This window comes from Cyanobium sp. T1G-Tous (assembly GCF_024345455.1).
In the GTDB taxonomy this organism is placed as follows: Bacteria; Cyanobacteriota; Cyanobacteriia; order PCC-6307; family Cyanobiaceae; genus Cyanobium_A.
On record NZ_JAGQBD010000001.1, the window covers coordinates 1 to 12465 of the forward strand.

General features: G+C 64.6%; 12 protein-coding genes. 6 read left to right on the forward strand and 6 right to left on the reverse strand.

All coding sequences use genetic code 11. The annotated features are described in order from the left end of the window. Positions 1 to 479: DUF1997 domain-containing protein (locus KBY75_RS00005; RefSeq protein WP_255022488.1), on the forward strand; the 479-nt coding region annotated here is incomplete at its 5' end. A 45-nt stretch (positions 480 to 524) separates the two neighbouring features. Here the strand turns inward: KBY75_RS00005 and KBY75_RS00010 are convergent. After that, a complete protein-coding gene (locus KBY75_RS00010; RefSeq protein ID WP_106632269.1) occupies positions 525 to 989 on the reverse strand; it encodes a DUF4079 domain-containing protein in 465 nt (154 codons plus the stop codon). A 95-nt stretch (positions 990 to 1084) separates the two neighbouring features. After that, the gene (purH, locus tag KBY75_RS00015; RefSeq protein WP_255022489.1) at positions 1085 to 2656 is read right to left on the reverse strand and encodes a bifunctional phosphoribosylaminoimidazolecarboxamide formyltransferase/IMP cyclohydrolase; all 1572 of its coding nucleotides are present in this window, start codon (positions 2654 to 2656) and stop codon (positions 1085 to 1087) included. A 54-nt stretch (positions 2657 to 2710) separates the two neighbouring features. Between purH and KBY75_RS00020 the strand changes: the two genes are divergently transcribed. Then, positions 2711 to 3340 (forward strand): alpha/beta hydrolase, encoded by a 630-nt coding sequence (locus KBY75_RS00020; protein WP_255022490.1) that lies wholly within the window; start codon positions 2711 to 2713, stop codon positions 3338 to 3340. Positions 3341 to 3383: 43 nt separating this feature from the next. Here the strand turns inward: KBY75_RS00020 and KBY75_RS00025 are convergent, their stop codons facing one another. Next, complete coding sequence (locus tag KBY75_RS00025) at positions 3384 to 3755, reverse strand: DUF3155 domain-containing protein (protein WP_106632267.1); 372 nt, start codon at positions 3753 to 3755, stop codon at positions 3384 to 3386. Between the two features lie 431 nt (positions 3756 to 4186). Here KBY75_RS00025 and KBY75_RS00030 point away from each other — a divergent pair, with 431 nt between their 5' ends. Beyond that, complete coding sequence (locus KBY75_RS00030) at positions 4187 to 5323, forward strand: sensor histidine kinase KdpD (RefSeq protein ID WP_255022491.1); 1137 nt, start codon at positions 4187 to 4189, stop codon at positions 5321 to 5323. Here KBY75_RS00030 and KBY75_RS00035 read toward each other — a convergent pair. Then, positions 5280 to 6059 carry an adenosylcobinamide-GDP ribazoletransferase gene (locus KBY75_RS00035; protein WP_255022492.1) on the reverse strand — a complete coding sequence of 260 codons (780 nt, stop codon included), beginning with the start codon at positions 6057 to 6059 and terminating at the stop codon, positions 5280 to 5282. The two genes, KBY75_RS00030 and KBY75_RS00035, sit on opposite strands and share 44 nt — an antisense overlap. Positions 6060 to 6108: 49 nt before the next feature. Here KBY75_RS00035 and tgt point away from each other — a divergent pair, with 49 nt between their 5' ends. Then, the gene (tgt, locus tag KBY75_RS00040) at positions 6109 to 7242 is read left to right on the forward strand and encodes a tRNA guanosine(34) transglycosylase Tgt (RefSeq protein WP_255022689.1); all 1134 of its coding nucleotides are present in this window, start codon (positions 6109 to 6111) and stop codon (positions 7240 to 7242) included. 29 nt (positions 7243 to 7271) lie between these two features. Beyond that, a complete protein-coding gene (locus KBY75_RS00045; RefSeq protein WP_254935149.1) occupies positions 7272 to 7415 on the forward strand; it encodes a photosystem II reaction center protein K in 144 nt (47 codons plus the stop codon). An 8-nt stretch (positions 7416 to 7423) separates the two neighbouring features. Here KBY75_RS00045 and KBY75_RS00050 read toward each other — a convergent pair whose 3' ends face one another. Further along, positions 7424 to 8149 (reverse strand): WecB/TagA/CpsF family glycosyltransferase, encoded by a 726-nt coding sequence (locus KBY75_RS00050; protein ID WP_255022493.1) that lies wholly within the window; start codon positions 8147 to 8149, stop codon positions 7424 to 7426. A 60-nt stretch (positions 8150 to 8209) separates the two neighbouring features. Here KBY75_RS00050 and KBY75_RS00055 point away from each other — a divergent pair, with 60 nt between their 5' ends. Continuing rightward, the gene (locus KBY75_RS00055; RefSeq protein ID WP_255022494.1) at positions 8210 to 11470 is read left to right on the forward strand and encodes a glycoside hydrolase family 15 protein; all 3261 of its coding nucleotides are present in this window, start codon (positions 8210 to 8212) and stop codon (positions 11468 to 11470) included. On the opposite strand, the gene KBY75_RS00060 is transcribed toward KBY75_RS00055, so the two are convergent. Beyond that, positions 11467 to 12459: a Gfo/Idh/MocA family protein gene (locus KBY75_RS00060; protein WP_255022495.1), complete on the reverse strand. Its 993-nt coding sequence runs from the start codon at positions 12457 to 12459 to the stop codon at positions 11467 to 11469. The genes KBY75_RS00055 and KBY75_RS00060 overlap by 4 nt on opposite strands. Positions 12460 to 12465 lie beyond the last annotated feature (6 nt).

The following is a 12465-nucleotide window of genomic DNA, read 5'->3' on the forward strand; positions in this document are numbered from 1 at the left end:
GCGCTGCCCCGATGAGTGTGGAAGCCCTGGGCACGCGGGGCTACGCCCTGACTTTGGGCACCTTTGGCAACTTCGGCTTCGAGGTGGAGCCCACCATCGGCCTGGAATTGCTGCCCCAAGACCAGGGACTGTACCGAATCTTGACCGTGCCCCACCCCGGCGGCGATCCCAAGCTTGAAGGGCTTTACGACGTCGAGTTCAACGCCTCGCTGCAACTGGACCAAGCCAACGATGCTGCCGTCGCTTCAAACGATCCCCGGCTCCAAACTTTGGTGCGCTGGGAGCTCGACTTGAGCGTCTGGGTGCGCCTACCCGGGGTGATCACCCTGCTGCCTGACGGGCTGGTGCAGTCGAGCGGCGACCACCTGCTGCGTCAGATCGTGAGGCAGATCTCTCGCCGCCTCACCTGGAAGGTGCAGGAAGATTTTCACGGCAGCCACGATCTTGAGTGCCCGCCCCGGCGAAGCGCCCAGTTCTAAATCAACTGGGCTGTCTTTCAAATTTGGAACCTCGCCTAACCCTCATCAAGCAGGGCGGTTTTCCCAGATTTTATTGAGGATCTGAAAGCCACTTACCGCCTGCCACAGGAACAGGGTCATCATTGCCATGTTGAGGCCCACATGGACCTTGCGGGCGATCAGATTGCCCTGCTGCATCAGGGGGGTAAGCGATACCGCCAGGGCGATCAAGCAGGTCATGCCAATGCCCACAAGCAGGTGGGGGCCTACAAATAATTTGCCGTTATTGAGATAGGTAACGGCCATGCCGCCAAAGGTGCCCAGCACGGTGAGCGCCAGGATCAGGCTGCCGATCTGGAAATGGCGCTTAGCAAACTGCCCCTTGATCAGCTGCTTGCGGGTCTCAGCATCCGCGGTGCGGGTTTTCTTTGCCTTGATGCCAAGCAGCATCCCGTAGCTGGAGAGGGCCAGCAGACCCAGCATCAACAGGGGATGGAGGAAGTTGAGGTTGTAGGCGAGGGCTTCGGGCAGGGCGTCAGAAGGGGCCAAAGGATGGCTGCGGCAAGTGCGCAGCAGAACAGGACTTATGAATCGAAACTACAACTCACTGCGCCCCAGCAAGGGCGTTAATGCAGAAAATGACGGCGACCGGTTACCACCATCGCCAAGCCAAGGGCATTGCAGGCAGTGATCGAATCGGCGTCGCGCACGCTGCCGCCAGGCTGAATCACAGCAGTGATGCCCTGACCAGCGGCCAGCCGCACGGTGTCATCGAAGGGGAAGAAGCCATCGCTAGCAAGCACCGCGCCCCGGGCCCGATCCCCGGCCGCTGCCAAGGCCAGCCTGGCCGAGCCAACCCGATTCATCTGGCCGGCGCCAATGCCCAGGCTTTGACCACCCTTAGCCACGGTGATGGCATTGGAGCGCACGTGGCGGGCCAGCTTCCAGGCAAAACCGAGGTCGTCGAGCTCCTGGGCTGTGGGCTGGCGTTCGCTCACCACCTGCCAGGCCGCTCCATCAACCGGTTGATCGTCTAGCTCCTGTACCAGTACCCCGCCCAGCAGGGTGCGCAGCTGGCGCCTGGACGCTAGAGCGATCGCCGCAGGATTCAATTCCAACAGGCGCAGATTGGCTTTCGTCGCCAACCGCTCCGATGCCGGTCCATCAAAGCCAGGCGCCACTACACATTCAAGGAACAGGCTGGTCAGCAATTCGGCGGTGGCTAGATCCACCACACAGTTGATAGCCACAATGCCGCCGAAGGCTGAAAGCCGATCGGCGTCAAGGGCCCGGCTGAGGGCAGCGGCGCCGTTGTGGCCGATGGCCACGCCGCATGGGTTGGTGTGCTTGACCACTACCGCCGCGGGCTGGGCTCCGGGGCCGTAGCCAAACTCCCGCACGGTGGCTAGGGCCGCATCGAGATCGATCAAGTTGTTGTAGCTGAGCTCCTTGCCCTGCAGTTGCACCGCGGCGCCCCAGCCGGCAGCGGGCTCGCTGTGCCAGGTGGCCTGTTGGTGGGGGTTTTCGCCGTAGCGCAGGCTCTGGCGAGCGGGCAGTTCCAGTCGCAGGGGCGCCGCCACCGCTGATGGGACCGCAGATGGGACCTCGACTACGCCGGCTAGCTGGCCTGCCAGCCAGCTGCTGATCGCCGTGTCGTAGCTAGCGGTGTGCTGGAAAGCTTCCAGCGCCAGCTGGCGCCGCAGGGCGGCGCTTATGGCTCCGGTGCGCAGAGACTCAAGGAAGGGTCCGTATTGGCTGGGGCTGGTCAGCACCACCACATCGGCGTGATTTTTGGCCGCTGCCCGCACCATGGCCGGGCCGCCGATATCGATGTTCTCGATGGCGGTATCGAATGCCACCTCCGGGTTGGCAACGGTTTCTCGAAATGGGTAGAGGTTGACCACCACCACGTCGATCGGCGCAATGCCCTGGGCCTCCAGATCAGCCTGGTGGCTGGGCTCGCAGCGGCGGGCCAGGATGCCCCCATGGATGCGTGGGTGCAGGGTCTTGACCCGGCCGCCCAAGATCTCAGGGGCGCCGGTGTGCTCCGCCACCTTGGTGACCTCAAGCCCGGCCGCCTTGAGGGCCGCAGCGGTGCCACCACTAGAAATCAACTGATAGCCAGCCTCCAGCAGCCCCTCGGCCAAGGGCACCAGGCCCTCCTTATTGGAGACGCTGAGAAGGGCCGTGGGGGCCATGGCTGCCAAACGTGCAGGTTTAGGGCCAACCTACGCAGCAACAGATCCCCCGTCATGAGCAGCCAAACCAGCCGGCCCAACGACCAACTAATCCGCAGTGGCCCGGACCTGTGCGACCGGCGCCTTGTGCTGCTGCACGGCTGGGGAGCGGATGCCGACGACCTGCTCGACCTGGCCGAGTTGCTGGTGGGGCCAGCGGTGAGCGTGGTGGCCCTGCGGGCACCACTGCCGCATCCAAGCGGTAGCGGCCGGCAGTGGTACGACCTGCAACAGCCAAATTGGCCCCAGCTGCCTGCCGCTCGAACCCAGCTCCTAGAGCGGCTCCAGGCCCTAGCCGTAGAGGTGCCCCTGCAGCAAACGGCTCTGCTGGGCTTCTCCCAAGGCGCAGCAATGGCCCTTGATGTGGCCACAGCCGGCAGCGGCCTCCCCCTGGCCGCTCTGATCGGCTGCAGCGGCTACCCCCATCCCGGCTGGCAACCAACCGCAGCATCCCTGCCAAAAATCCTGCTCACCCATGGCGAACAGGATCCTGTGGTGCCCTACGGAGCCAGTGAGGCCCTGAAAGAGCAGTTGCAACTCGGTGGCATCGACACCGAACTGATTGGCTTTAAAGGCGGCCACACAATTGACAGCGGCCTGTTTCCTGCCCTGAGGAGCTACTTGGCGGGCCAGTGGTCATGCTGAACAACCAGGGGCCCACCTGAGTTACGCCAGGGCAAAGCCAAGCTCAGACGAAAGCGTATTCGTACTCCTCCATTTCTTCCCAGTCGTCGGCGGCGAGGGCTTCGATGCCTTCGAAAAGCACCTCCTCACCGATGCGGTCGACGATCGTGCGCAGTGAGGGAAACAGGAAATGGTTTTCCTCGGCGTATTGGGCGCTGAACAGGCCCTTTTCGCCCCAGAAGAAGCGATCAGTGGTGTGCTCGTTGCGGCGCACGTTGAGAATTGCTGGGGGCACCAACAGCTCCTCAGCAATGAAGCGGCGTGCTGCCGTGACCGGCTTGTGGGAGCCGGTCTCGAGATTAAAGGTGGGGACATGCGCCAGCACCCGCTGGCCTGCGAGCCGGCGACGGCTAATCCGCTTGCGCTTTTTGGACATTGAACTGCTCCCGAGAAGGAGGAATTAAGAGGAGGAAGAGAAACCGGAGGGGGAACGGACAGTGGGAGCGCAAAACATGCGCAGGGTCCGTGACTCAGCCCACCCGCACCCCCCAAAATTCGGAGAGCAGGGCGACGCCCAAACGTTCTGTTGTCCGAGAGAGTCAGCAGGCCCAGGGGTCAGTGACGCCACACCCCGCCCATTCGGGGTGCAGAACAACAGGAAGCAAGATCGGCGTAAGTCGGATCTGTCACTGCTGTAGCCTGAATTGCCGAAATGGGCAACAAAGGGTGAGGGCGTCACGACGACGAACCGCTGCCCGCTTGCGGACCGCGCCGTATTGGTCGATACCGCTCATCTTAAGACTTTTTTCTGGTTTTCCCACGCCTTATCCAAACTTTTTGGAACACGGCCAGGGCTGAGGGCAGCAGATGCAAGTCTCCAACCGCTTTCTCGCCCTACTGCGCTTCCAGCTAGCCCAGTTCGCTGATCGCAGCGACCTCAGCTCCCTGGTGGTTTACGTCACCCAGCCCGGCGAAGCCAACGCCCCAATCCTTGTACCGATTGGTCAGTGGCCAAGTGACGGCCGCGCCCTGCCTGCGGTGGAAGCTGGCAGCCCGCTGAGCCTGCCCGCCGAGGAGCGGCGCTGGCTGCCGCTGCGCCACCAAAGGGTGCTGCTGGGCGCGATCCAGGTGGAAACCAGCGTGGTGCCCTGGCCAGACAGCCTCGGGCAGCGGCTCCAAGCCGTCGCCCTCTGTCTTACCGAAGCGCTCTGCCTTGATCTGGAACAACAGCAGTTGCAGCAGACCCTCGAGCAACAGCAAGCCGAATTGGGCCTGCTGTTGCACCAGCTGCGCAACCCCCTCGCCGCCCTACGCACCTTCGGCCAACTACTGCTGCGGCGCCTCGAACAAGACCAGCAGAACCGACCCCTAGTGGAAGGCTTGCTGGCGGAAGAGCGCCAGCTCAACCGCTACGTGGATGCCCTCAGCCAGCTGGGCCGCCACGAACAAGCCGCCGTCGGCGGCGAAGCGGCGCCGCCCCTGCTACTTCCCCCTGGGCTGGTGGGGCCCGAGGGCCAGCCCCTGCTCGACTGGCTTGAGCCCTTGGTGCAGCGAGCTGCCGCGACGGCCTCTCTGCAGGGCCGCCCCTGGCATCCGCCATCCTGCTTGCCCAATTGGCACGGGGACAGTGGCGCCGTGGCGGAAATTTTGGCCAACCTGCTAAACAACGCCTTTCGATATAGCCCTAGCGGCACGGCCATCGGCCTGGACTGCCAAGCCCTGGCGTCAGGGGACTGGCAACTGACGGTGTGGGATGGCGGCGAGCCGATTGCCGAAAACGAGCGCCAGGCCATCTTTGAGCAAGGTTTCCGGGGGCGGCAGGGGCAGGGGCGGCCGGGGACGGGGCTGGGACTGGCTCTGGCCAGGGATCTGGCCCGCAGCCTCGGTGGCGAGCTCAACCTGGTGTTGCCGCCGGCAGCCGTTGCCCGGCAACTGCCCGAGCGGGGCAACGCCTTTTGCCTCAGGTTGCCAGCCGCGGCCCCAAGCCCAGCAGCAGGCCCATGAGCAGCAGGGCCAGGGCTTCGGTCCATTCGACACAGGCTCCGTAGCTATCGCCGCTATGGCCGCCGAGCCGGCGGCCGAGCCATAGGGGCACGAGCACCGCTGGCAGCAAACCCAGCCCCTGGGGCCAGGGCCCGCGGGTCCAGGCCGCTAGCCCCAGGGCCAGGGAGAACACCAGCAGGGCCGGCACCAGTTCCGCGGCCAGACCACGCCAGTGCTGCCGGTGAAAAGCAGCACTGCCCTGCTGCCTCAAATATGGAAACCACTGCATGGCCACAAGCGGTGCCACCCGGCCCCAGTAAGCAGACCAGAGCAAGGCCAGCGGGGCAGCGGCCCCTAGGCAAAGCAGGGCTGCTGCCTTGAGCAGTAGCACCACCACCAAGGCCTGCACCCCCGATGCGCCCACCCGGCTATCTGCCATCGCCTCCAAGGCCCTAGGGCCAGCGCCCAAGCCATCGGCCGTATCCATTGCGCCATCAACGTGCAAGCCACCGGTGAGCACCAGCCCAAGGGCCAGCACCAAGGCCACCTGGGCTCCAAGGGGCAGCCAGCCAGCGGCAAGCCACCAGAAAAGGCCCTGCAGCCCGCCAAGCACCAGGCCGATCAGGGGAGCGAAACGGGCAATGCGCTCAAAGCGCGGCGGCACTCCTGGCCAGGCGGGCAGCACCGAATAAAACACCCAGGCACCGGCCAGATCGCCCAACCAGCCGGGAATCGGCCCAGAAAAAGACTTCGGCACGGGCTTTAGCAAGCGACACCTAGCGTCGGAACAGCACCTGTTCGGCGCAATCAGCTTCCCACCAGCGTTCTCCTTCGACATCACGGCCCAGTGCAGCCGCACCCGGGCCCGCTGCGGCTGCTTTCACACCCCCCATGGCGTTGTCACCACGCCCCGGTTCATGCCCGTGGGCACCCTGGCCACGGTGAAAGGGGTTACGGCATCCCAACTGCGGGACACCGGCGCTCAGATGGTGCTCTCCAACACCTATCACCTCCATCTGCAGCCGGGCGAGCAGATCGTGGCGGATGCCGGGGGGCTACACCGCTTCATGGCTTGGGACGGGCCGATGCTCACCGATTCCGGCGGCTTCCAGGTTTTCAGCCTCGGCGATATCAACACCATCGACGACCACGGCGTGGTGTTCCGCTCCCCGCGCGACGGCGCCCGCATCGAGCTCACCCCCGAACGCTCGATGGCGATCCAGATGGCCCTGGGGGCCGATGTGGCCATGGCCTTCGACCAATGCCCCCCCTATCCCGCCAGTGAGGCAGACGTAGCCGCCGCCTGCCGGCGCACCCACAGCTGGCTGGAGCGCTGCATCACCAGCCACACCAAGGCCGACCAGGCCCTGTTTGGCATCGTCCAAGGGGGCTGCTTCCCCCACCTGCGCCAGGAGTCGGCCCAGGTGGTGGCCTCCATGGGCCTGCCCGGGATAGCAGTGGGCGGCGTGAGTGTCGGCGAGCCCACCGACGAAATGCACCGGATCGTGCGCCAGCTGGGGCCGCTGCTGCCTGATGCCGTGCCCCACTACCTAATGGGCATAGGCACCCTGCGGGAAATGGCCATCGCCGTGGCCAACGGCTTCGACCTGTTTGATTGCGTGATTCCCACCCGCCTCGGCCGCCATGGCGCGGCCTTGGTGGGCGGCGAACGCTGGAACCTCAAGAACTCCCGCTTCCGCCACGACCACACCCCCATGGATGCCAGCTGCCCCTGCCCAGCCTGCCGCCAGCACAGCAGGGCCTACCTGCACCACCTAATCAAGAGCGAGGAGCTGCTGGGCAAGATTCTGTTGAGCTTGCACAACATCACCCAGTTGGTGCGCTTCTCAACCGCCATGGGGCAGGCCATCCGCGACGGCTGTTTTGCAGAGGATTTCGCTCCCTGGGAACCGGACTCCCCAGCCGCCCACACGTGGTAACGTCCGCCCCTAGCTCAGTGAATTCCGGGATGGCTTCCTACGCCCTGCAAACCCTGGCCCAACTCCCCGAGGCCTACCAAGCCTTCGGACCACTGGTCGACATCCTGCCGATCATTCCCCTGTTCTTTCTGCTGCTTGCCTTCGTGTGGCAAGCCTCCGTCGGCTTTCGCTGAATCCGCCCTCAGCCCTGCCTGAGCACCTCCCAGGCAAATTTGGGTAGAGAGAGCATGCGGCGCCAGCGACTGGGCTCCTGCATCAGCCGGTACAACCATTCGATCTGCAGGGCTCCCATCCAAGCGGGGGCTCTTTTTTTGACCCCAGCCCAAACGTCAAAGCTGCCGCCCACACCCATCCAGAGGCCGCCACTGCGCCCAGGCAGCTGCTGAATCCAGGTTTCCTGGCGGGGTACGCCTAGGGCCGCCAGCACCAGATCGGGCCGAGCCGCCAGCAGCTGCTGCTCCAGGCCAGGCCAGGCTTCAGCCGGTTGGTAGCCATGGGCATGGAGCACCAGCTTTAGCCCGGGAAGCTCCTGGCGCAAGCGCGCGGTGAGCTGCTCCATCACCTCCGGTGAGGCCCCCACCAAAGCCACCCTCCAGCCATGGGAAGCCGCGTGAGTGAGCAAATCACGGGCCAGCTCAATCCCAGGACTACGCCGCACCCGGTAGCCCTGGCGGCCTAGGGCCCAGACCACGCCGGCACCATCCGGAATCACCAGGGCCGCCGCGGCGATGGCAGCCCCCAAGGCTGGATCGGCCTTTGCCGCCATTGTCATCTCAGCATTGAGGGTGACGATCTGCCCACCACTGCGCTGCCGCAGGGCCAAGGCCGCTGCAAACACATCTGGACACACGCTCACCGGCACCCCCAGAACCCTGGTGCGCAGTGGCTCAGTTGCTGTTGATGCCATCAGGGGGTGAGGTGGGGGTGGAGAATATATGGCTGGCCTACCACTGGCATAGGGACATTCATGGCGCAATCCCTGCCACTGAACAATCCGGCCCAACCGCCGGAACCCACCGTTTCAGCCGCCTTGGATCCGGCTCAGGCCTGGGCCCTGCTGCAGGACCTGGATAGTCAGATTGATCGGGTGGTGTTGAGCCGCCAACACCCGATTACGGGACTGCTGCCCGCCAGCACCGCCCATACCGTGCACGGCAACTACGCAGACGCCTGGGTGCGCGACTGCGTTTATTCAATCCAATGCGTCTGGGGACTTGCCCTGGCCCATCGCCGCCTGCGGGGGGCCAGTCGCCGCGTATATGAGCTTGAAGCGAGGGTGCTGCAACTGATGCGCGGCCTGCTCAACGCCATGCTGCGCCAGGCCCCGAAGGTGGAGCGCTTCAAGCACAGCCTGCATCGCCTGCATGCCATCCACGCCAAGTTCGACACGGCCACCGGCGCTGCGGTGGTGGCCGATGACGGCTGGGGGCATCTGCAACTCGATGCCACGGCGCTGTTTCTGCTCCAACTCGCCCAGCTGACCCGCTCAGGCCTGGTGGTGGTGCAAAGCAGCCACGAGCGCGACTTCGTGCAAAACCTGGTGTACTACGTGGCCCGCGCCTACCGCGTAGCCGACTACGGCATTTGGGAAAGGGGCGACAAAGGCAACCACGGCCTCCCAGAGCGCAACGCCAGCTCGATTGGCCTGGTCAAGGCCGCTCTGGAATCCCTGGAGGGACTCGATCTCTACGGACCCCACGGTGATGGCCGCAGCTGTCTGGTGATCCCCCACGACGCCATCGTGCGGCTGCGCCGGGCTCTAAACTCCCTGCTGCCGCGGGAATCAGCGAGCAAGGAGGTTGACAGCGCCTGCCTAGCGGTGATCGGCTATCCCGCCTGGGCCGTGGACGACCCAGAGCTGCGGCGGCGCACCCGCGCCAAGATTCGCGCCGAACTGGGTGGGGCCTACGGATATAAGCGCTTCCGCCGCGATGGCCACCAAACCGTGGTCGAAGACCACACCCGCCTGCACTACGAACGGGAGGAACTGGCGCAGTTTGAGCACATCGAATGCGAATGGCCCCTGTTTTGGGCTTATGAACTAATCACGGCCTGCTGTGAGGAGCGCTGGGAGGAGGCCCGCCAATGGCGCCAGCGCCTGCGTGAAGTGAGTCTGGAGCAAGCGGAGGGCGGCCTGCTCCCCGAGCTCTACCTGGTTCCGAAGGCAGCCATCGCAGCCGAACGGCAACAGCCCGGCAGCCAGAGCCGGCTGGCCAACCCCAACGTTCCCTTGTTGTGGACCCAGAGCCTCACCTGGCTCTCCGACCTGTTGCTGGCCGGATTAATCAGTCCGGAAGATCTCGATCCAACCGGGCGACGCCGGCCCAGCACTCTCGGCGCCGACCGAGTGCTGGTGGCTCTGGTGCCAGCCAATGCGGCTATCGCGGCCAGCCTGGAGGCAGCTGGGCTGCCCCTGGCCCATGGCCCCAACAGCACCAATACGGCCATCCGCATCGGCGGCTCCCAGGAGCTGGCGATACGGATGGCCCAGGTAGGTGCAAACCCCGCCCTCGGTCTCAGCGGCCATCCACCGGTGCGGATGGAAACCATGGCTACGGCTCGCCTTTACCGGCAAGGAAGCAGCTGTTTTGCGTTTTTCCCAGCCGTGCTGGAGGAAGACACCTTCTACCTGGCAGACGATCCTGAGCAGCTCGTGGACGCCGTGACCGCCGAACTGCGCCTGTTGCAACGCCACTGGCGCGGAAGCGGCTCGCCGCTGCTGCTGCTGCCGATCGCCGAGGGGGCCTTCCAGGCCAACCCAGATGCCTTCCTGAGGCTGGGGCAGCAGTTGCAGGCAGGTTTGCTGGACGGCGTCCCCGTGCAGCTGGCCCCGCTGGCAGAACTCATCGACCAGGGCAGCTGGGTAGAGCTGCCCGCCCAAGCGCCGGGGGCCGTGCTTCTACCGCCTGCGCCCATACCCACCCCGTTGCGGGCTGGTACCAGCCAGACCCCCCTTAGCGCCAAGGAGGAGCAAGAGCTCGAACGGGAGGACATCAGCATTGGCGAACTCGCCGATCGGCTCTGGCGCAGCTCCTCCCTGGAAGAGCAGGGCGAGCTGCTGGAGCAGCTGGTGCGGCGCCTAGGTCCCGACTCCCGGCTGCAGGGACCGGCCGGCAGCCAACCAGTGCGCCTGCATGACCTATTGGAGGAGGTCTACCGCCGCGCCCTGGCCGAAGCCGACTGGAACGTGGTGCGGCGGGTGGCTGGGGCCCTCGATCTGGTCCATCCCCAGCTGGAAGATGCCCTCACCGACCTGCTGGTGCGCCAGAAGCAGGTGGTGGTGGGACGTAATTACACCAGCGATTCGCGCATCAGCGAGCCCCAGGGCAGCGCCAGCATCGCCGCCATGATCCGTCGCTTCAGCGGCGAAGACGGCCGCGAATGGATGCTGCAGCAGGAATTGCTACTTGCCCTCGACAGCCTGGCCCGCCACGAGCCAGCCCTGCTGAGCGGCAGCCTCACCCTGCAACTGGGCCAGCTACTGCTGTTGCTCACCGGCGAACTGGCCAGCGAAGCCGAGCTCAACCCCATCGACGCCTTCGAGGCCCTTTGCGATCAGCCCCCCCACGCCATCCAGCGCCGGCTGCGGACCGTGCTGGCTGACCTGGAACATGCCAAAGCCTCCCTGCAGCGCCAGGAGCAACTGCATGTGAGCGGCAGGGTGCGTTGGGACGTTCCCGATCCCCTGGCAGAGCTACCCAAGGGCGGCTGCTGGCTGCAACACCGGCTACGGCTCGGGGCCCTAGGGCGCGTGCCCCGCGATTTCTATCCCGGCATCTGGGATCTACTGCACCACTGCCACGGCATCGTCATCGGCGACAAGCTGGAGAAGCGCAACCGCCTGGACAGCGGACCCCTATTGAGTGAAAAGACACCTGGCGAACGTAATTTCGCCGCCCTTGTCGATCACCTGCTCAGCAAAATCGAAGCGCCCGACTATCGCCAGCTCTGCACGGAAACCCTGCTCACCTTGATCACCTTTATGGGTGCTAATCCCGAGGTGGTATTTGACGACGACCTGGTGTTAGACGTGGTGATCGGTCACGCCGTGCGGGTCGGCTGGCAACAACGCCACCCCAATATTCCTGAATCCCAATACGGCCTGCATAAGGCAGATGCCTGGGATCAGTTTTATTTGGCTTCGCCAGCTGATTGCCGCCGCTGGCAGCTGGCAGCTCTGCGCCAGCTCACTAGCCCGGAAATAGCCACGCCAGCTTCGACGACCTAGATCGGCGCTTCCAGGCTCATGCAGAGATTGGGCTGCTCGACGCACTGCTCAATCAGGTCGGCCAGCTGCAAAGCCCGGGAAGCCTGCAAACCATCCACCGCCGGGATCTCAACACCCCGTACGCACTGGAGGAAATGCTCTAGTTCGGCGTAAAGGGGCTCAATGGAAGTGGTACTAACCTCTTCAATTACTCCATCTGACCTGTACACCAGCTCGCCGTGATCTGCGCTCACCGACTCGTGGGCGCGGCGATGAATGTGCAAGGTGCGATTAAGAAAATCCGTCTCTACCAAGCTGCCGCGGCAGTGGGCACTAAGGCTGCGAATCTTGCGATGGGCCATCTTGCTGGCCGTGAGGCTAGCCACCACACCATTAGCAAAGGCCAAGGTGGCGTTGACATAGTCGATCGGACCCTCAGCACTGCGACCACCGGCCGCCGCCAAGCGAATCACCGGCGCCCCAGCCAGCTCCAGCACAAGGTCGATGTCGTGAATCATCAAGTCGAGCACCACCGACACGTCGTTAGCGCGGTCTGGGTTGGGACTGTGACGGCGCGCTTCAAGCACCACCACCTCCTCATTAGCCACAACCTTGCGCAGTTCCCGGAAGGCGGGATTGAAGCGCTCAATGTGGCCCACCTGCAGCAAACGACCGGCCTGCTCGGCCGCCTGAATCAACTCAGCTGCCTCCTCCTGACTGGCTGCGATCGGCTTTTCGATCAGCACATGCACCCCGGCCTTCAGGCAGGCCATGCCAACGCGATGGTGAAGCAGGGTGGGAACGGCGATGCAAACAGCGTCCACCTCTGGCAACATTTCCTCGCAGGAGGGGAACCAGCGACAACCAAACTGCTCGGTAGCTAGCTGTCCGCGGCTCCCATCTGGATCAGCCACCCCCACCAGTTCAGCGTCTTTGATCAGGCTCAGCACCCGGGCGTGGTGCCAACCCATGTTGCCGATGCCGATGACACCCACGCGCACAGGGTTCAAGGCAGG

What these genes read in the sequence shown, in the direction of transcription:
- KBY75_RS00055 (WP_255022494.1), top strand. Translation starts at nt 8,210, where the DNA reads ATGGCGCAATCCCTGCCACTGAACAATCCGGCCCAACCGCCGGAACCC.
- KBY75_RS00050 (WP_255022493.1), bottom strand. Translation starts at nt 8,149, where the DNA reads ATGGCATCAACAGCAACTGAGCCACTGCGCACCAGGGTTCTGGGGGTG.
- KBY75_RS00025 (WP_106632267.1), bottom strand. Translation starts at nt 3,755, where the DNA reads ATGTCCAAAAAGCGCAAGCGGATTAGCCGTCGCCGGCTCGCAGGCCAG.
- KBY75_RS00020 (WP_255022490.1), top strand. Translation starts at nt 2,711, where the DNA reads ATGAGCAGCCAAACCAGCCGGCCCAACGACCAACTAATCCGCAGTGGC.
- purH (WP_255022489.1), bottom strand. Translation starts at nt 2,656, where the DNA reads ATGGCCCCCACGGCCCTTCTCAGCGTCTCCAATAAGGAGGGCCTGGTG.
- KBY75_RS00045 (WP_254935149.1), top strand. Translation starts at nt 7,272, where the DNA reads ATGGCTTCCTACGCCCTGCAAACCCTGGCCCAACTCCCCGAGGCCTAC.
- KBY75_RS00030 (WP_255022491.1), top strand. Translation starts at nt 4,187, where the DNA reads ATGCAAGTCTCCAACCGCTTTCTCGCCCTACTGCGCTTCCAGCTAGCC.